Raw genomic sequence first — 18363 nt, 5'->3', positions numbered from 1 at the left:
AGGCCTCCGGCCACAGGACGGGACGCGTGCCGGCCGGGGCGCCGGTGGGACCCGCCTCGGTTCGTCACCCGGCGCCGCGGAGAGAACAATGGGACTCCCGCGCCGTGTGAGGTGGTGGCGATGCCTGCTTGGCACCTGCGTGAATACCGCGAAGACGATCTCGACCAGGCCATCGACATCTGGGACCAGAGCCGTCCGCCCGACGAGGACCAGGTGTTCGCGGTCTCCGAGGTCATGACGGCGGCCAAGGCCGGACAGCCGGCGGTCGTCGCGGTCGTCGGGGAGGAACTGGTCGGCATGGCCGTGGCGCAGGCCTACGGAAAGCGGGGGTGGATCCTCCTGGTGGCGCTCGCCTCCCGCTGGCGTGAGCGCGGGATCGGCAGCGCCCTCCTCTCCGATCTCGAGCGGCGCCTGCGGGCACTGGGCGTGCGCCACATCAGCGCGCTGCTGCCCGCCGAGGCTGCGGGCACGAAGGCTCTGGAGAACTCCGGCTACCGGTTCCGCGACGGGCTCACCTACTACGAGAAGCTCGAACCCGTCGACACCGCGAACGCGGAGGTCCTCGCGGGGCTGGGCGGCCGCATGCTGCCCGAGGGCCTCTGGAACGACATGGCCGGCATGGAGGAGGAGAAGCAGGTCGTCGAGCGCCGTGTCGTGCTCCCGCTGACCGAACCGGCACTGGCGGACCTTTACGACGTGGCCCCGCCCAAGGCGATCATCCTGTTCGGCCCGCCGGGCACCGGAAAGACGAGCTTCGCCAAAGCGGTGGCCTCACGGCTCGGCTGGCCGTTCGTGGAACTCTTCCCCTCCCGGCTCGCGGCCGACACGAGCGAGGGCCTGGCCGTGGCGCTGCGGGAGGCCTTCGCGGACCTGGCGGAGCTGGACTCGGTCCTGCTCTTCATCGACGAGGTCGAGGAGATCGCCGGGGCGCGCTCAGGAAAGGCGGTCGATCCCGGGCACGGCGTGACCAACGAGCTGCTCAAGCTCATCCCCATCTTCCGCGAGCACGACGCGCGGCTGCTGGCCTGCGCCACCAACTCGATTCGCTCTCTCGACGCGGCGTTCCTGCGGCCGGGCCGCTTCGACTACGTCATCCCCATCGGCCCACCGGACGCGACCGCCCGGGCGGCGATCTGGAGCCGCTACATCCGAGCCTCCGCCGAGACCGTGGACATCGCCCAACTCGTCCGGGCGAGCGAGCTGTTCACCCCGGCCGACATCGAATTCGCGGCACGCAAGGGCGCACAGGCGGCATTCGAGCGCGAAGTCACCCACCGTCAGGGCCGACCGGCGACGACCGAGGACTACATGACCGCCATCGCCGACACCCGCCCGACACTCACCGCACAGGCCATCCAGGAGTTCGCGGAGGACATCGACAAGTACCGCCGCCTGTGAGCCGGACGCCCGCATCCCCGGCCCGCGGTGCGCGGCGACCGCCCTCGTCCCAGGCAACCGCCGGAACCGACGCCGAAACCCCGGTCTGCCTGGACACGGGAGACGGCGGGTACCGTCAGCCCGTTTCCCACAGGTTCACCGTCCTGTCGACGCCGCAGCCGGCGAGCATCCGTCCGTCCGGACTGAAGGCCAGACCCCGTACCGCCTTGCGGTGGCCGGTGAGATGGGCGGCCGGAGTCAGGTGCGCGGGGTCGGTGACATCCCACAGGGTCACCGCCGCGTTCTCGCATCCGGAGGCCAGCAACCGGCCGTCCGGACTGAACACCACCGCGTACATCCGCCCCGTGTCCCCGGGACCGGCCAGAGGAAGGATGCCTGTGCCCGTCCGTACCGGGTGTGCCGGGTCGGTGATGTCCCACACCATGACGGCTCCCTTCCGCCACGACCCATAGGTGCCGGACACCACGCCCAGGTCCCCGCTGCCGGTGGCCAGCAGCCGCCCCTGAGGACTGAATCCCACCGCATGGACGGCCGGCGCCCCGCCCGCGGACAACGCCTTCGGCCATTCGCGGACCTGTGGCCGGACGACGGCGGTTCGGACCGGGTGGGCCGGCTCGCTGACGTCCCACAGGACGCCGGTGTTCTTGTCACCGTCGGAACCCGAAGCCAGTAACCGTCCATCGGGACTGAACATCACCGACAGGACGGGACCCGACCGCCAGAGATGCCGGTGGTGGGTGACACGGGCGCACCGGCTCGGCCTTGCGAGGTCGCGGAGATCCCAGATGATCACCGTGCGGTCGACGGCACAGGCGATGAACCGTCCGTCCGGGCTGAAACTCACCGCGTGGACACCGCCTTGACGCCAGCCGTCTCGGAACAACCAGCCGGGGCGGTCATGGACGAGGATCGCCGACCGGGTCAGGTTCGCGGGGTCCGCGACATCCCAGAGGACCACGCTCCGGTCGGTGCTTCCGGACGCCAGCAGCCGTCCGTCCGGGCTGAACGCCACCGCGTTCACCGCTCTGCCGTGCCCGGTGAGGGTGGCGGCCCGGGTCTGGTGCGATGCGTCCGTGACATCCCAGAGGACCACGGTCCTGTCGCTGCTTCCGGACGCCAGCAGCCGTCCGTCCGGACTGAACGCCACCGCGTTCACCGCTCTGCCGTGCCCGGTGAGGGTGGCGGCCGGCCCTCGCGGCGGAGGCGGCGACGGCGGTCCGGGGAATGCCATGGTGCAGTCTCGCGCGATCCGGCACACCCCGGAAGGCGGAGCACCGACTTCCGCCGTCCGGCCGTGCAACAGGGCCGACGAATCCGCGCGCTCCGCCCGGGGATGCGACGACGCCCTTCATCTCACATCACACGGGCATCAGGGATGACGTCCCCGGCTGGGCCGCTGACCACGGGTCAGGGACACAGATGGGCCAGGAGTTCCGCGCCGGCGGGGTACCCGTGCTCCCGGGGGAGAAGTCGGGTCGCTGCGTCCGGTTCGCCGTCCCTGACGAGTGCGTGGATCTCGTGGGCGAGCGGGGTCACGTCGCTGACGGACACGATCCACTCGTCCGCGTAACGCGTCGACGCCTCGCCCGAGAGCCCAAGTTGCAATGAGCGGTAGGGCAGGGGACGCAGGTGCAGATCGCGTTCCGGATCCCACTGGACACGGGCCGGCGCATGCTTGAGGTCACGCTGCCAGGCGCCGCGGTCGGGATGCAGTCCGCGGACGTAACTCGACAGGCGGGCATGACGCAGCGCCCAGTCGAAACCGTCGCGGGTGATATCGACGGCGAGGACGGTCTCCTGACCCTCCTTCGTGCCCCAGCCCGAGCGGTACATCATCCACAGGAAACTGGGTTTGATCCACGTCATCCGGCCAGGCTTCCACGCGGCCGGAAAACGGCCGTCCCGGATGGCGGGCAGTCCGATCTCAGGGGAGTACGCCTGGTAGACGGTGATCGTAGACGCCGTGTGGAGCGCGCGAATCCGGCGGAACGGTTCTTCCATGGCGTACAGCGTGGGCCCGGTCAGCTCGGGTGACCATCGATTTTCCTGGCGGTCGGACGGCGGACGGGACCGGGAGCGGACGACGGACTGTGGGCGCGGCTCGACGTGGCTCGTGGGGTGACGGTCACTCGACGCCCAGCGGGCCGATACCGAGGTCCTCCCGCATGACGCGACGCATCTGCGCCATGGCCGCGCGCCGCCTCGCTATCAGGGACGCTTCCTCGTCGGACCCGACAGCCACGCCTCGGGCGTACGCGTCGCGCAGGGCGCGCATCCCGTGGAACGCCTCGTTTCCCGCCGTGACGACCTGCGGCGGCCCCACGAGCCAAAGGCGTTCACTTGCCGTATGGATGCCCGTCTCGCGTACGGCCTCCCGCACGGCCGAGTCACGTGCCGACGCGGACATGTGATCGCCCAGGGCGACGGCCCGTATGTCCTCACCCGCGGCCTTGAGAGCGGAGACGAACACCGTGTACACCTCGCGGCGTAGTTCCAGCGCGTGTCTGGCTTCTTCCCGTTGCCACCGGTTGCGATCGGCGATCAGAGTGGCCGCGATACCGATGGCGGCACCGGCCAGTGTGGAGAGCAGGGGCATCCAGTCCATGCGCGGCAGCATTTCCGAAACGGCGGGCCGCCGCCAGCAGGTCTCCCCGCGAACGCGGGTGCGCGCCCGCGTTCCGTGAAACGCACCGGCTCACGTGCTGTCGACGGGCGTCGGCAGCAGGGCGGTCGGCGGCTCATGGGCTGAACCTCTCGCGAGCACGGCTGCAGGGGCGGATCCGGGTACCTCCGCCCCGTGCAATCGACGGGTATCGACGGGTATCGATGGGTATCGACGGGCAGGGTCCGCACATGACCAGTGGTGGCCGCGACCGCGTCGCCGACGTGCGCGGTGTCGTGGGTGCGCACCTGCCCGGCTACCGGACCGAGTCCGTGGTGCTGCTCGGCGAGGGCCTGGACAACCTGGCGTACGAGGTCAACGGTGAGCTGATCGTGCGCTTCAGCAAGGAGCCCGACCCGGTACGGCGGGCCGCCCTGGTGAGCCACGAGGCCCGCTTGCTCGCCGCCGTCGCCGACATCTCGCCGCTGCCCGTCCCCGAACCGGCGTTCGCGGTCGCGGAGCTGGGATGTCTGGCCTACCGCAAGCTCCCCGGCGTGCCGCTGTTGGACACGCCGCGGCACCTGCGATCGGCCCACGGCACGTCGATCGGCGCCCGGCTCGGTGAGTTGCTCACCGCGCTGCACTCCGTTCCGGTCGGACGGCTGGCCGGTCTGGTGGACACGGACCTGCGGCCGCTCGCCGAGTGGCTGCAGGAGGCCAGGCAGGACTGTGTGAGGGTGGCCGGGCGGGTACCGGCGGTGCGTCGCCGTTCCGTCGAGGCGTTCTTGGACGCCGCACCACCGCACGACGGGTACAACCCGGCGTTCTCCCACAACGATCTGGGCATCGAGCACGTTCTCGTGGACCCGGTCGCGTGGACGGTGAGCGGCGTCATCGACTGGAGCGACGCGGCGATCGTCGATCCGGCCTACGACTTCGGGGTGCTCCACCGCGATCTCGGCCCTGCCGCTGCCCGCGCCGCCGTCGGCAGCCGCCGAACCGACACCGGCGACCTCACGGCTCTCCACGAGCGCGCCGTCTTCTATGCCCGGTGCGGTGTCTTCGAGGACCTCGCCCACGGCATCGAGACGGGACAGGGAAAGTACGTCGACAAGAGCCTTGCCGCGATGGAATGGCTGTTCCCGCCGTAGCCGCCTCCTCCCGGCCGTGCCGGCCGTGACCACCCTGCCGCCGACCGGGCTACGCTGCCCTGTCATGCAGGGGACGCGCCTGGACACCGAGCGGATCCGGGCCGTTCGCCGGCTGATCGACCCGGTTTTCCTCGACACCCCGCTGTACCCCTGCGAGGCGCTCGCATCCACCCTCGGCTGCGCTGTGACCATCAAGCTCGAAACGGCGAACCCGGTGCGCAGCTTCAAGGGCCGCGCTACCGAGGTGGTCGCGGGCCTCCTCGCCGAACAGGGTGCGCAGGCCGTGGTGTGCGCCAGCGCGGGCAACCTCGGGCAGGCCCTGGCCTGGTCGGGCCGCGGCCGGGGGCTCGCCGTGACCGTCGTGGCGTCCCGCTCCGCGACCGTGGCCAAGCTCGATCGCATCCGGGCGTTGGGCGCCCGGCTGGAACTGGTCGACGGCGACCACGAGATGGCTCGCGAACGCGCGGCGGCCCTCGCCCGGTACGACGGCATCCGGCTGCTCGAGGACAGCCTGGACATCGAGACCTGCGAGGGTGCGGCGACCATCGGTCTTGAACTGGTCGGCTCTCCACCGTCGTTCGACACCGTTCTGATCGCTCTCGGCGGCGGGGCGCTGGCCACCGGTGTCGGGCACGTGATGAAGACCCTGGCGCCGGAAGTCGAGGTGATCTGCGTGCAGCCGCTGGGCGCGCCCGCGATGACCCTCTCGTGGCGCGGGCGGCGCGTCGTCACCACCGACTCGGCCCGCACCATCGCCGACGGGGTCGCCGGACGGTGTCCCGTCCCGGCCGTCCTGGACGATCTCCTCCTGGTCGCCGACGACGCCGTCCTGGTCCGGGAGGAGTCGATCGTCGCCGGTATGCGGATGCTCCTGGACCACGCCGGCCTTGTCGCGGAGCCGTCGGCCGCGCTCGGCGTCGCCGCGATCCTCGAGGACCCCGCCCGCTTCGCCGGCCGACACGTCGTCACCATCGTGTGCGGCGGCAACGTCGACCCGGACGCCTACCACCGCTGGGTCGGTACGGCTCCTGTCCGCGGGTCCTGACGCGTGCCCGCAGCGTCCCGCCCTGCTCCGCCGTGCGGCGGGTCCGGGGCGGGGGCGCTGCGCCATACGTACCCGTCGCCTCACCCCCGGGGGGTAACCCGGCCGAGCCGCCGGTCCGTCACACCGGCGCGGCCGCTACGCCGGATGCCCTCTCCGGGATGCGCGCCGGGGCCATCCCGCCACAGGATCCTGACCATGCGGACATCTACTCTCATACGACCCTGTCCACCGCCGGTGCGACGCGGTGGTGCACGTCATGCCATATCCGCGGCTCTGGCCTGCGGTGTCCTGCTGGCCGGCACCGCGGCGTGCGCCGGGGTCGGCGGGCACACCAGTCACGTCGGCGCCCCGGGCGTCAACAACCCGTCGTCGCCGGGCTCGACCGGCCCGGAGCGCCTTCCCGGCGTCGGCAGCAGCATGTGGAAGCACGTACCGGCCGACGCCCGTCAGGCCGTGGTCGTCTACGGCGACGACGCGGACTCCGACGAGAGCACCGTCGTGCTCTACGAGAAGCAGGGCACTGCCTGGAAGAACAAGGGCAGTTGGCGCGCGCACAACGGCAGGCTGGGCTGGACGACCGACCACCGCCTGGACGACGAGCGCAGTCCCGTCGGCACCTTCTCCCTGACGGACGCGGGCGGGTCCCTGGAGGATCCGGGCAGCCATCTGCACTACTGGTACGACGACAACGCCTTCGCGTCCATGATCGAGGACGGCTCCGACCACGAGCACGACTTCGACTACGTCATCGCCATCGACTACAACCGGCTCAAGGGTGTCCCGCCGTTCGACTGGAGCCGTCCCCAGGGGGTGGAGAAGGGCGGCGGCATATGGCTGCACCTGGACCACGGTGACGGCACGTCCGCCTGTGTCAGCCTTCCCGAGTCCGGGATGAAGACCCTGCTCCACACCCTCGATCCGCACCTTCACCCGGTCGTGGTGATGGGGGACCGGGAGCGGCTGAAAGCCTGACGACGACCGGCCTGTACACCGGTCCGCACGCGGGGTCCGACGTCACCGCCGGGCTCCGCCCGGGCCCACCGCCCACGGCCGCGCGCGGCACCCCGCAGCCGGTCGGCTCCGAGCGCCCGGCGACCGTCCACGACGGGCGTGAGCCTCTCGGCCCACGTCTGACCCGCCCGGTCACTCCGGCGCGATCATCGACGCGAGAGTCGAGAACGCCGGGCGTTCGACGCTTCCCATCCAGCGAGCCGACCGGGAGGGACACCACGCGAGGGCCTGGTGGTCCGACGAACTCGTGGAGACCGCCTCCGCGGGTCGAGTCGGCCGAGTCCACCCTGCCCCCGCACTGTGCGCACCCACGAAGCCGGAACCGGTCCCGGGCGGACGAACCGAAGCAGCGCCGGTGGCGGCGCGGCTGACGCCGCGCGGCCGACGTCCGGGGCGCCTCGGGCGGCTCCCTTCAGGTGATTGCCGGAGGCCTCGCGAGCCGGCCGGCCGTCGCGGGGGTACGACGTCCGAGCAGAGGCGAACCCAGAACGCCGTGAGGAGTCTGGCGATGTACGCAGCGGTCCGGCGGTACGAGGGAGTGACCGATGCGGCCGAGGCCGCACGTGTCGTGAACGAGGGGTTCGTGCCGCTGCTGCGCCAGGTCTCCGGTTTCGTGGCCTACTACTGGATCGATGCCGGGGACGGAGTGATGGTGTCGACCAGCGTCTTCCAGGACCGGGCCGGTGCCGACGAATCGATCTCGAAGGCCGCCGACTTCGTACGGGACAACCTCGCGTCGTTGCTCCCCGACCCTCCCCAGGTCGTGGCCGGCGAGGTCGTGGCTTCCGCGTGACGGCGGCCGGGACGGCGGCCTGAGAGCACCGGTCAGTGGTTCTCGCCCCCGGCCGGGCGGCGGGCCACCTGTTTCCGCACCGTGCGCCACCGTGACCTGGTCTGCTCGACCAGCCTGTCCCACTCCTGGCGTACGTCGTGGTCGGACGGCCGGGCGCCCCGCCGGATCCGGCCGAGCTCGTCCCGTACTTCTCGTCCCAGGGCCGCCGACGCGACCAGGACGAGCATGGCCGCGAAGAGGGCGGAGACCATGGCGAAGACGGCCCCGACCACTCCGTAGCGTTCGACGGAGGAGTTGAACAGGCGCGGCATGTAGAACCTCGCGGCCGTCGAGTAGGCCACCGTCAGGACGGCACCCGCGACGGCGAAGGGGAGCAGGTCCCGCCAGCCGATCCGCCCGGCCGACAGGAGCCGGCCGCTCCAGACCAGGAAGGCGGCGGTCACCGGTACCTCGCACAGCGAGGTGACCACGCGCAGCACGCCTCCGCCAAGGGGCGCGGACAGCAACGCTGTCGCGACCGTGTAGCCGCCGAGGACGAGGATCCACCACAGGCCGTTGCGTGTGTTGCGCACGCTGAGGGGCTTGAGTTCCCAGGTCTGTTCGAAGAGCCGTTGTGCCGCTCGGGTGAAGCTCAGCACCGAGATCATCAGGAACACGGTGCCGAAGACACCCACGCTCGCCCTGGTGCCCTCGGCGGGCGAGAACAGCGAGTCGACAGCGGTGGCGCCCGCTCCGGTGAGGTGATACCGCCTGATGATCCGGCCTGCGGCGTCGTAGTGCACGGCGCCGCTCAGGACGGCGCTGCCGAGGATGGAGAGCGGGATCAGTGCCGTCAGGGCGCTGGACGCCAGGGCCATCGAGCGGTCGAAACCCACGATCCTCTGGAACCGGTTGATGACCCGCAGCGCGAAGACGGGACGCAGCCAGAACGTCAGCGTTCTGACGACCTGCTCTCGATTGATCCCCGCCGTGCTGCCCTCCGCGAAGTTCAGGACCTCTGTGGCGACCAGAGCCTAGGGGACGGTCGCCGGTCAGCCGGAGGACGACACGGGAAGCCCGCTCCTGCGGCTCTTCTCACGGCTCTATATGGCGGAAGCCAGCAGCACCAGGAGCAGCAGGACCAGCCGCAGGACCGAGACCGCCCTGGCGCCCCTGACCGTCTCCGGACGGTTCTCGCGCCGCAGCGCCGCCCACCCCGTGCCGACGAGCGACGCCAGCAGAACGACCGCCGCGCCGATGAGCGACGTGTCGGAGGGCTGCGGCAGCATCGGTCCCGGTTCCGCGGGGTCGATCTGGTTGTGGGTCGACCACACGACCAGCAGAGCGGCGGAGCCGCAGCTCACCAGGGCATCCAGCAGCAGAACGCCCCACCAGGCCCCGTCCGGGCCGAACCTTCGCCTCGCTTCCCCCGTGCCTGCCACGGGGTGGATCGTAGCGAAGGTTCGTTCCGACGAGCCGGCCTGCGGTCAACCCCGGGTCAGCCGTCGGTCAGCCCTGCGCTCAGCCCTCCGTGCGGGCCGGCAGGCGCCAGCCCGGGCGCGGGAAGTGGCAGGTGTAGCCCTCCGGGTAGCGCTCCAGGTAGTCCTGGTGCTCGGGCTCGGCCTCCCAGAAGGGACCGACCGGCTCGACCTCCGTGACGACCTTGCCCGGCCAGAGTCCGGACGCGTCGACGTCCGCGATGGTGTCCTCGGCGATCCGCTTCTGCTCGTCGTCCACGTAGTAGATCGCCGAGCGGTAGCTGAGGCCGATGTCGTTGCCCTGGCGGTTCCTGGTGCTCGGGTCGTGGATCTGGAAGAAGAACTCCAGGATCGCCCGGTAGTCGGTCTTCTCGGGGTCGAAGAGGATCTCGATCGCCTCCGCGTGCGTGCCGTGGTTACGGTACGTCGCGTTCGGCACGTCGCCCCCGGTGTATCCGACCCGGGTCCCGGTCACGCCGGGGAGCCGGCGGATCAGGTCCTGCATCCCCCAGAAGCATCCGCCCGCCAGCACGGCCCTCTGCGTCTGCCCAGCCATTACGGACCCTCCAATTTCTGTCAGCTCGTTCACTCGGGCTGTTCGGCCCGCCCATCACCGGCCTCCCGCGCCCACACCCCCACAACGCGCGAGGACCCCACGCGAATTCCGCGGGCGTGACCGCCGCCGCAGGGTGCCGGTCCGCCCCGCCGCCCGGGCACGGCGGGCCGCCCGGGTCCGCGCCGGGAATTGGGTTGCGCCCGCCGTGTGCCGCGGGCTGAATGGCTTCCATGGCCGACATTCATGGCTCCTACGACGAGTTGTTCGCCGCTGTGCCCACCATGCTCTCCGGACTGCTGGACGAGGGGGATGCGGGCGGTGCGGTCGCCGTCTTCGTGGACGGAGCCGCCGTGGTCGACGTGTGGGGCGGGTTCGCCGACGCGGGGCGGAGTGTGCCGTGGGAGCGGGACACGATCGTCAACGTGTTCTCCGTGACCAAGACGATGACCGCCCTGTGCGCGCTCGTCCTGATCGACCGGGGTGAGCTGGATCCCGACGCGCCGGTGGCCCGGTACTGGCCGGAGTTCGCCGTGGCGGGCAAGGAGGGCGTGCTGGTACGGCATGTGCTCTCGCACACCGCCGGACTGCCCGACTGGGAAGGGCCGACAGAGGAGCTGTACGACTGGACGACGGCCACGACGCGGCTGGCCGGGCAGGCTCCGCAGTGGGAGCCCGGGACGGCGGCCGGGTACCACTCGCTGACCCAGGGGTTCCTCGTGGGTGAGGTGGTGCGCCGGATCACCGGGCGGAGCCTGGGCGAGTTCTTCGCCGCCGAGGTGGCCGGGCCGCTGGGCGCGGACTTCCACATCGGGCTGGGTGCCGAGCACGACCGGCGGGTGGCGCTCACCGTGCCGCCGCCGGGCAGGGACGAGGAGTACGCGGCCGGTGCGCGGGACAGCGACGCGACCCGCGCCGGTGTCGCCACCCTGCGCGTCCGGGACGGCAACAGCATCGCCTGGCGGCGCGCGCAGATCCCCGCGGCGAGCGGCTTCGGCAACGCCCGCTCCGTCGCCCTCGTGCAGTCCCTGCTCGCCTGCGGCGGAGCCGTCGGCGAGGTGCGGGTGCTGTCGCCTGCGGGGTGCGAACGGGCCGGCGAGGTGCAGTTCGACGGTGACGACCGCGTGCTGGGCATGCCCTCCCGGTACGGCCTGGGATACGGCCTCTTCGGCAGCGCCCTGGGCTGGGGCGGCTGGGGCGGCGCGCTGGTCTGGGTCGACCCGGACGAACGGATGACGCTCGCCTACGTGACGAACCAGATGCGTGAACCGGCGGCCGACAACCGGGCCATCGAGCTGGTCATGGCCGCGCAGGACGGGCTCAAGGCCCTGCGGGGGTGAGCACCCGGGACCGTCAGGGCGAGCGCGGGGCACCTGCGGGCGGGATCTTTCTCGTCGGCGGGGGCTGGGACGCTCCCGAGGTGTACGGGCCGCGGGTGCGGGCAGCCGCCGTATCGGGTGCGTGATCGTCGACGAGGGGGACGGCGAGGAGCTGTTCGGGCGGTACGCGGGGATGTTGCGGGCCGCCGGAAAGTGCGTTCCGGTGCCGCTGATCGTGCCTTTCGACGGGCGGTTCGGTCCGGAGCGGCTGGGGGACGTGGACGGGGTGCCGGTGTGCGGCGGGCTCACGCCGGCCTGTCAGGACACGTTCTCGGACTGTCTGCGTCGGCTGCCCGAGGTGCTTGCCGAGCGCGGGCTCCCCTGTGCCGGGTTCTCCGCCGGAGCCGTTCCCGCCGCCCGGCGGGCCGTGGTCGGCGGCCGGCTGGTGGACGGGGTGCCGGTGTGTCCGCCGGACACCGCCGAGGACCTGGACGAGGTGGAGATCCGGCCGGGTTTCGGACTGGTGCCGTTCGCGGTGGAGGTGCACGCGGCGCAGTGGGGCACGCTGGGCCGGCTGGTCGCGGCCGTGACGCACGGCGGGGTGCCGTACGGCGTCGCGGTCGACGAGAACACCGTGCTGACGGTGTCGGACGAGCGGGGCCTGGTCGGCGGGCGTGGGCGCGTGCATGTCGTCCGCCGGTGACGGGGCGGGTGCGGTCGTCCGGTCGTGCGCGCCCGGAGAGTCCGTGCCGCTGGGTCAGCCGCCGCTGCCGTAGGGGCGGGTGAGGATTTCCAGGCGGTGGCCGTTGGGGTCGTCGAAGTAGGTGCCGCGGCCGCCGTCGTTGGTGTTGATCTCGCCGGGAAGCCTGTGGTGCGGATCGGCCCAGTAGCTGAGGCCGGCGTCCTGGACGCGGCTGAAGATCTCGTCGAAGTCGTCCTCGGAGACGAGGAAGGCGTAGTGCTGCGGCGGGATGTCCCCGGGGCTCTCCATGTAGTCGAGGGTGACGCCGTTGGGCAGGGCCACCGGGACGAACGGTCCGTATTCCGGGCTGACTTCGAGACCGAGGATGTCGGCCAGGAACCTCGCCGACTCCTGCTTGTCGTGTGCCGCGACGATGGTGTGGTTCAGGTTCACGGTCATCGTGAGACCTCCTCCTGTCCAACGTACTCCCGGCCCGATTCAAGGTACGGCTCACCTTGGCGGTCGATGGCGGTCCTGGCCGCCGGCCGGGGGGCGCGCACCCTGGTGCCTCCGCTGGAGATGCCGGTGGGTACGCTCGCCTCCCTGGTCGGCGGCCCCTGTCTGGTTCAGATGGTCGCCGTGTCGATCACGAAGCGGTAGCGGACGTCGCTGTTGACGACCCGCTCGTACGCCTCGTTGACCTGGTCCGCGTTGATCAGTTCGATCTCGGCGCCCAGCTGGTGCTCGGCGCAGAAGTCCAGCATCTCCTGGGTCTCCTGGATGCCGCCGATGCCGGAGCTGGTCAGGACGCGGCGGTTGCCGGAGACGGAGGAGAGCAGGATGTTCACCGGCTCCTCCGGGATACCGACGTTCACCATCGCGCCGTCGGTGCGCAGCAGCGACAGGAAGGCGTCGAAGTCGAGCGGCGCCGACACCGTGTTGAGGATGATGTCGAACGTGCCCTCGAGCTCCTCGAAGGTCTTCGGGTCGCTGGTCGCCCGGTAGTCGGTGGCCCCCAGCTTCAGGCCGTCGTCCTTCTTGCGCAGCGACTGGGACAGGACGGTGACCTCCGCGCCGAGGGCTGCGGCGATCTTGACGCCCATGTGTCCCAGCCCGCCGAGGCCGACGACCGCGACCTTCTTGCCGGGACCCGCGTTCCAGTGCTTCAGGGGGGAGTACGTGGTGATGCCGGCGCACAGCAGCGGGGCGGCGACGTCGAGGGGGAGGCCGTCGGGGATGCGGACGACGTAGTTCTCGTCGACGACGATCTTCTGCGAGTAGCCGCCGTAGGTCGGCTGCCCGTCCTTGCCGACGGCGTTGTACGTCCAGGTCGGGCCGCCGCCGGTGCAGTACTGCTGGAGACCGGCCTTGCAGTTGTCGCACTCACGGCAGGAGTCGACCATGCAGCCGACGCCCACCCGGTCCCCCACCGCGTACCGGGTGACACCCGGGCCGGCCTCGGCGACGACGCCCGCGATCTCGTGACCGGGCACCATCGGGAAGATCGCCGTACCCCAGCCCTCGCGGGCCTGGTGGATGTCGGAGTGACAGATACCGGCGAACTCGATGTCGATGAGGACGTCGAATTCACCGACCGCGCGCCGCTCGATCGTGGTCCGCTCCAGCGGGGCCTTCGCGGCGGGCGCGGCGTAAGCAGCAACAGTGGTCATGAGGGGGGTTCTCCTAAGGTGTGGTCGTACCCGGTCGCCTTTCCCGGGCACGCACCCAGACTCCTCCACGCTACGTCCGCCACCCAGACCCCGCCTCTGCGTACGTCGGGCGTGCCTACCACTGGCGGGGTCAGGTTCGTGGACGTACGACCGTGAATACTGGACGTATGGAAGAGCAGTCCCCGACCTCCCCCGCCTCCTCGCCCCTGGACCGGCGTGCCGAGCTCAGCGAGTTCCTGCGCACCCGGCGGGCCCGGCTGCTCCCCGGCGACGTGGGGCTGCCGGACTTCGGGCGGCACCGCAGGGTGCCGGGGCTGCGGCGCGAGGAGCTGGCCCAGCTGGCCGGGGTGTCGGTGGCGTACTACACGCGCCTGGAACAGGGCAACGGGCGGAACGTGTCGGCGGAGGTGCTGGACGCGATCGCCCGGGCGCTGCGGCTCACCGACGCCGAGCACGCGCACCTCATGCACCTGGCCAAGGGCAAGCAGCACAAGAAGAAGGGGGCGGCGCGGCCCCAGCAGGTACGCCCGGCGCTGGGGCAGCTGCTGGAGGCGATGGACGGCGTGCCCGCGTACATCGGGGGGCGCCGCTCGGACATCCTGGCCTGGAACGGGATGGCGGCCGCGGTCTTCGGTGACTGGTCGCAGCTGCCGGTCGCGGAGCGCAACTGGGCGCGACTGGTGTTCCTGCGGCCCGAGTACCGCGATCTCTTCGTCGAGTGGGAGCAGAAGGCGATCGACATCGTGTGTCTGCTGCGCATGGACGCGGGCTGCTTTCCCGACGACACCCGGCTGTCCGCGCTGGTCGGCGAGCTCTCGGTCAAGAGCGAGGAGTTCCGCCGGCTGTGGGCGACGCACGACGTCAAGGAGAAGAGCCACGGGCTGAAGCGGCTGCACCACCCTCTGGTGGGCGAGCTCTCCCTCAGCTACGAGTCGTTCCGGATGCCGGACGACCCCGACCAGTCCCTGGTCACGTACCACGCGGAGCCGGGCTCGGCGTCGGCACAGGCGCTGCGCCTGCTGGCCAGCTGGGGCACGGACGCGACCCGGGTGGCCTCCGCCCCCGACCTGGGCTGACCGCCCCGCCGCGGACAAGGGGAACGGCCCGCCGGAAGCCGCGCTTCCGGCGGGCCGCTCGCTCTCAGCGGCTACGGCTCACCTGGCGTAGTACGCGTTGTAGATCGAGATCGTCGACTTGTTGCCCTTCTTGTCGGCGATCTTGGCGTGGAACGAGACGGCCTTGCCCTTGGCCGGGTTCCTGACGGTGATCTTCCCGTGGCTGACCGTCAGCTTCTTCCAGGTCTTGCCGTAGTCGTACGACACGTAGACCGAGAGGGACTTCAGGTTGCGGCCGGCGGCCGCGCCCTCGACGGTGACCGGGAAGGTGACCTTCTTGCCCGCCTCGACGCGGCTGTCCGATCCCGTGTTGGCACCGAAGTGGACGGTGGACGCGGGCAGCTTGGCCGGCGGGCCGGCGGCCGACGGCTTCTTCGAGTGGAAGGTCCAGCTCGCGTCGATCCGCGTGGAGGCGGCGGCGACCTTGACCGAGCGGATGACCGAGGTGGTCAGCCGGTACTCGGCGTCGGCGGACGGCACGGTGAAGACGCCGTCACCGAACAGCGGGTCCTTGTTCGAGCCCACCTTGGTGCCGTTGCGGTACAGGGTGGTGTTCACCGACAGGAAGTCGGAGGAACCGGCATGCTTGGCGCTGTCGGAGAACAGCGGGACGACGCCGAAGATCTGGTTGCCGTCGCGGTACAGACCGTACTGGCTGGTCAGATGCGGGCCGAAGATCGCCCTGTTGAAGGTGTTCTGGTAGCTCTTGCCCGCCTTGTACTGCTGCGGGTCGATCGAGTAGAAGGCGTCGGCGATCGGCAGGCCCTCGGCGTCATGGCCGCTGACCTGGGCGAAGTCGAAGCCCCACAGCGCTCCGTCCACGGTGGAGAGGTGGACGGTCCGGGTGCTCGGCAGCTTCTGCTCCGAGAAGACGGTCATCGCCGAGTCCTCGCCGACGATGCCCCACGCGCCGAGCGAGCCGGTCTTGCCGGAGGCGGCGGCGCCGAGGCTGTTCTTGACCGTGGCGAACTCGCCGGTCTTGAAGTGCCGGACCTTGTCGCCCTGCACCTTCTTGACCCGTGCGCTGGTGGCGACGTCGTACTCCTCGTGGTCGCCCTTGGTGAACTGACCGCTCCAGGTCTGGGTCAGACCGCTCGCGACCTCGCCGCCCAGCGGCGCGATCCGGATCTTGTCGAAGCTGTCGGAGCCGACCCCGAACCCGGCGCCCGCCGGGTCGTACACATAGGAGACCGTCGCGAAGCCCGGCTTCGCCTGCGCGTCCGGCACGGTGATGTCCGGCGCCTTGGTGGTACGGGCGTCGACGGTGAGCGTGAGGTCCCTGGTGACGCTGACCTTCGGCTGCACCAGCCAGTCGACACCGCCGTCTAGGGTGGTGAAGTCCTTCGCGATCAGGGCGTCGAGCAGGTAGGTGCCCTTCGCCACCCGGATCGTGGCGGTGCCGGAGCCGTCGACCGGGACGACGAGGTCGCGGCCCTGGCCGAGGCCCGAGTAGCCCACCAGGTCGGTGCTGTACACACCGCTCGGGTTTCCGTCGCGCCCGACGTGCTTGACGGTGACGCTGTACGACTGGACCTCACGCTGCACCGCGGCCGCCGTACGGACGCTCTGGCCGTCGCCGGCCGCCGTGACGTACGCCGAGTAGGCGCCGTCGAGGGTGCCGCCCAGCCTGGTGTCGGCGGTGACGTCGACGGCGGCCGTGCCGCCCGCCGGGACCGTCACCTTGGCCGCGTCCAGCGTGAAGAAGCCGGCCGGGGCCGCCGCGCCCCCGGGGCCGGTGCCGCTCGCCGAGAGGCTGAGGGTGACGTCCTTGGTGCCGAGGTTGCGGTAGGTGAGCTGCTTGGTGACCGGGGTGTCGTCGGTGTGCGGCCACTGCTGCACCCCGAAGTTCACCGACGTCGTCTCGGCGATCACGGTCTGCCTGATGGCCTTGTCGACCTGGATCCGGCCCGTGCCCTGCTCGAACGGCGTGTACGTGCCGCCCTTGGCGGAGCCGGTCAGCACGGCCTTCAGCTGCTGGTAGCCCCAGTCGGGATGCTCCTGCTTCAGGATCGCGGCGGCGCCGGCGACATGCGGGGTCGCCATCGACGTACCCGAGATGGTCAGGTAACCGGGCGGGTTCTCGCCGACCTCCTGGTCGATGAGACTGCCCTTGGCCGCGGCCGCGGTGATGTCGACGCCGGGCGCGGTGACGTCCGGCTTGATGGTGCCCTCGGCGCTGGGGCCGGTGGAGGAGAAGTCGGCGAGCCTGTCGTTGCCGTCGACCGCGCCGACGGTCAGGGCGGCGTCCGCGCTGCCCGGCGAACCGACGGACTCCGGGCCCTCGTTGCCCGCGGCGATCGCGAACAGGATGCCCTTCTCGTTCGAGAGCTTGTTGACCTCGGCTTCGAGCGGGTCGATCTCGGGGGTGTCGTAGCCGCCCAGGCTGAGGTTGACGACATCGGCGCCCTGGGCCGCCGCCCACTCCATGCCGGCCAGGATGCCGGAGTCGTCGCCGGAGCCGGTGTCGTCCAGGACCTTGCCGTTGAGGATCTTCGCGCCGGGCGCGACACCGGTGTACTTGCCGTGCGACTTGGCGCCGGTGCCCGCCGCGATGGACGCGACGTGCGTGCCGTGGCCGAAGTGGTCCGAGGCGTCGGCGGCCGTGGTGAAGTTCCTGGACTCGATCACCTGGTCCCTGAGGTCCGGGTGGGTCGTGTCCACACCGGTGTCCAGGACGGCGATCTTGACGCCCTTGCCGTTGTATCCGGCCGCCCACGCCTTGGGGGCACCGATCTGCGGCACGGACTTGTCGAGGCTGGCCTTGCGGACGCCGTCGAGCCAGACGTGCGCGATGCCGGACGCGGCCCGGTCCCCGTCGGTGACCGCGTCCCACAGCCGCGGCGCGTCCTTGACCGGGGTCTGCACGGCATCGGCGTCGAGCGTCCTGAGACTGTGCCGCAGGATACCCGCGTCACGGACGTCGGCCCTGGCGGCGCCGGCGGCGCCCCGGTACCCGACGATGACCTTCAGACCGTTGCGCTGCGCCTTGCGGGTCGCGGCCTTGTCCAACTCGGTGACGTCGAAGAGCCGCCGGTCCAGCTTGCCGGAGGCGACCAGCCGGACGGCGTCACCGGGGACGACGAGGGTGTGCCCGTCGGCCTTGCGGATCCGGAAGGGTATGTGCTCGCGCCCCTTGGCCCGTTCCAGGCCGACGACCCGGCCCTTGGCGTCGAGGGCGACCCGGTCACCGGTGATCAGGGTGACGTGGTGCCGGCCGGCGACCGCCGAGGCGGCCTCGGCTACGGCGGTGGCGCGCTGTTCCGGCTTCGCCGACGCCGGGCTGGTCATGCCCGCGGCGAGGGCGACGGCCGCTGCCGTGGCCACCGAGGCCGCGGCAGCCCATTTCACTTGTCTGCGCAAGACTCCCCCTGGGAGACGGTGTACCGGGCGAATTCCCCGTTCACCCGGCCGGGGGCAGTCTCGTACGCGTATACGTCAACCCCCCGGAACACGGAGTATGCCGGGGGGTGATCAGTGGGCTCAATAGATGAGAGACCGGTAGGAGAAGGACCGGAGAAGTGTTACGCGCCCGGGCGGACACCGTTACCCAACTGCGCGGTTCTGCAC

At 71.1% G+C, this 18363-nt stretch carries 17 protein-coding genes; 8 read left to right on the top strand and 9 right to left on the bottom strand.

The genetic code is table 11. The annotated features are described in order from the left end of the window. The first annotated feature begins 120 nt into the window (after positions 1-120). A complete protein-coding gene (locus ACZ4O3_RS03600; RefSeq protein ID WP_362714295.1) occupies positions 121-1398 on the top strand; it encodes an ATP-binding protein in 1278 nt (425 codons plus the stop codon). 115 nt (positions 1399-1513) lie between these two features. Here the strand turns inward: ACZ4O3_RS03600 and ACZ4O3_RS03595 are convergent, their stop codons facing one another. From ACZ4O3_RS03595 to ACZ4O3_RS03585, 3 genes are all read right to left on the bottom strand, one after another. Next, on the bottom strand, positions 1514-2545 hold the full coding sequence (locus tag ACZ4O3_RS03595; RefSeq protein ID WP_467721030.1) for a WD40 repeat domain-containing protein: 1032 nt from the start codon (positions 2543-2545) through the stop codon (positions 1514-1516). A 260-nt stretch (positions 2546-2805) separates the two neighbouring features. Then, on the bottom strand, positions 2806-3399 hold the full coding sequence (locus ACZ4O3_RS03590) for a DUF4291 domain-containing protein (protein ID WP_467721029.1): 594 nt from the start codon (positions 3397-3399) through the stop codon (positions 2806-2808). A 124-nt stretch (positions 3400-3523) separates the two neighbouring features. Next, positions 3524-4003 (bottom strand): hypothetical protein, encoded by a 480-nt coding sequence (locus tag ACZ4O3_RS03585; protein WP_362714301.1) that lies wholly within the window; start codon positions 4001-4003, stop codon positions 3524-3526. A 248-nt stretch (positions 4004-4251) separates the two neighbouring features. Between ACZ4O3_RS03585 and ACZ4O3_RS03580 the strand changes: the two genes are divergently transcribed. The 4 genes from ACZ4O3_RS03580 to ACZ4O3_RS03565 all read left to right on the top strand — a co-directional run bounded on the left by ACZ4O3_RS03580 (position 4252) and on the right by ACZ4O3_RS03565 (position 8000). After that, positions 4252-5151, top strand: coding sequence for a phosphotransferase family protein (locus tag ACZ4O3_RS03580; RefSeq protein WP_467721028.1), 900 nt, complete (start codon positions 4252-4254; stop codon positions 5149-5151). A gap of 64 nt (positions 5152-5215) precedes the next feature. Next, complete coding sequence (locus ACZ4O3_RS03575) at positions 5216-6196, top strand: threonine ammonia-lyase (RefSeq protein ID WP_362714305.1); 981 nt, start codon at positions 5216-5218, stop codon at positions 6194-6196. 234 nt (positions 6197-6430) lie between these two features. Beyond that, positions 6431-7168 (top strand): hypothetical protein, encoded by a 738-nt coding sequence (locus ACZ4O3_RS03570; RefSeq protein ID WP_362714307.1) that lies wholly within the window; start codon positions 6431-6433, stop codon positions 7166-7168. A gap of 547 nt (positions 7169-7715) precedes the next feature. Beyond that, the gene (locus tag ACZ4O3_RS03565; protein WP_362714309.1) at positions 7716-8000 is read left to right on the top strand and encodes a hypothetical protein; all 285 of its coding nucleotides are present in this window, start codon (positions 7716-7718) and stop codon (positions 7998-8000) included. 32 nt (positions 8001-8032) lie between these two features. On the opposite strand, the gene ACZ4O3_RS03560 is transcribed toward ACZ4O3_RS03565, so the two are convergent. The 3 genes from ACZ4O3_RS03560 to msrA form a co-directional block, all read right to left on the bottom strand. Further along, positions 8033-8875, bottom strand: coding sequence for a hypothetical protein (locus ACZ4O3_RS03560; RefSeq protein WP_384996167.1), 843 nt, complete (start codon positions 8873-8875; stop codon positions 8033-8035). A gap of 207 nt (positions 8876-9082) precedes the next feature. Continuing rightward, the gene (locus ACZ4O3_RS03555; protein ID WP_362714313.1) at positions 9083-9421 is read right to left on the bottom strand and encodes a hypothetical protein; all 339 of its coding nucleotides are present in this window, start codon (positions 9419-9421) and stop codon (positions 9083-9085) included. A 79-nt stretch (positions 9422-9500) separates the two neighbouring features. Next, positions 9501-10013, bottom strand: a complete 513-nt coding sequence (gene msrA, locus ACZ4O3_RS03550; protein ID WP_362714315.1) for a peptide-methionine (S)-S-oxide reductase MsrA — start codon at positions 10011-10013, stop codon at positions 9501-9503. A gap of 230 nt (positions 10014-10243) precedes the next feature. On the opposite strand from msrA, the gene ACZ4O3_RS03545 reads away from it, so the two are divergent. Next, the gene (locus ACZ4O3_RS03545; protein ID WP_467721027.1) at positions 10244-11350 is read left to right on the top strand and encodes a serine hydrolase domain-containing protein; all 1107 of its coding nucleotides are present in this window, start codon (positions 10244-10246) and stop codon (positions 11348-11350) included. Positions 11351-11471: 121 nt separating this feature from the next. Continuing rightward, positions 11472-12032 (top strand): type 1 glutamine amidotransferase family protein, encoded by a 561-nt coding sequence (locus ACZ4O3_RS03540; protein WP_467721026.1) that lies wholly within the window; start codon positions 11472-11474, stop codon positions 12030-12032. A 54-nt stretch (positions 12033-12086) separates the two neighbouring features. Here ACZ4O3_RS03540 and ACZ4O3_RS03535 read toward each other — a convergent pair whose 3' ends face one another. Next, the gene (locus ACZ4O3_RS03535; RefSeq protein ID WP_362722786.1) at positions 12087-12470 is read right to left on the bottom strand and encodes a VOC family protein; all 384 of its coding nucleotides are present in this window, start codon (positions 12468-12470) and stop codon (positions 12087-12089) included. Between the two features lie 167 nt (positions 12471-12637). Then, on the bottom strand, positions 12638-13681 hold the full coding sequence (locus tag ACZ4O3_RS03530; protein ID WP_467721025.1) for an NAD(P)-dependent alcohol dehydrogenase: 1044 nt from the start codon (positions 13679-13681) through the stop codon (positions 12638-12640). Positions 13682-13848: 167 nt separating this feature from the next. On the opposite strand from ACZ4O3_RS03530, the gene ACZ4O3_RS03525 reads away from it, so the two are divergent. Continuing rightward, positions 13849-14757 (top strand): helix-turn-helix domain-containing protein, encoded by a 909-nt coding sequence (locus ACZ4O3_RS03525; protein ID WP_467721024.1) that lies wholly within the window; start codon positions 13849-13851, stop codon positions 14755-14757. A 78-nt stretch (positions 14758-14835) separates the two neighbouring features. Here the strand turns inward: ACZ4O3_RS03525 and ACZ4O3_RS03520 are convergent, their stop codons facing one another. Beyond that, positions 14836-18084 (bottom strand): S8 family peptidase, encoded by a 3249-nt coding sequence (locus tag ACZ4O3_RS03520; RefSeq protein WP_467721309.1) that lies wholly within the window; start codon positions 18082-18084, stop codon positions 14836-14838. Between the last annotated feature and the right edge of the window lie 279 nt (positions 18085-18363).

The sequence above is a fragment of the Streptomyces sp. NPDC026515 genome, assembly GCF_055567595.1.
The sequence above is the reverse complement of the archived record's forward strand: the minus strand, read 5'-3'. Positions and strand labels throughout refer to the sequence as shown.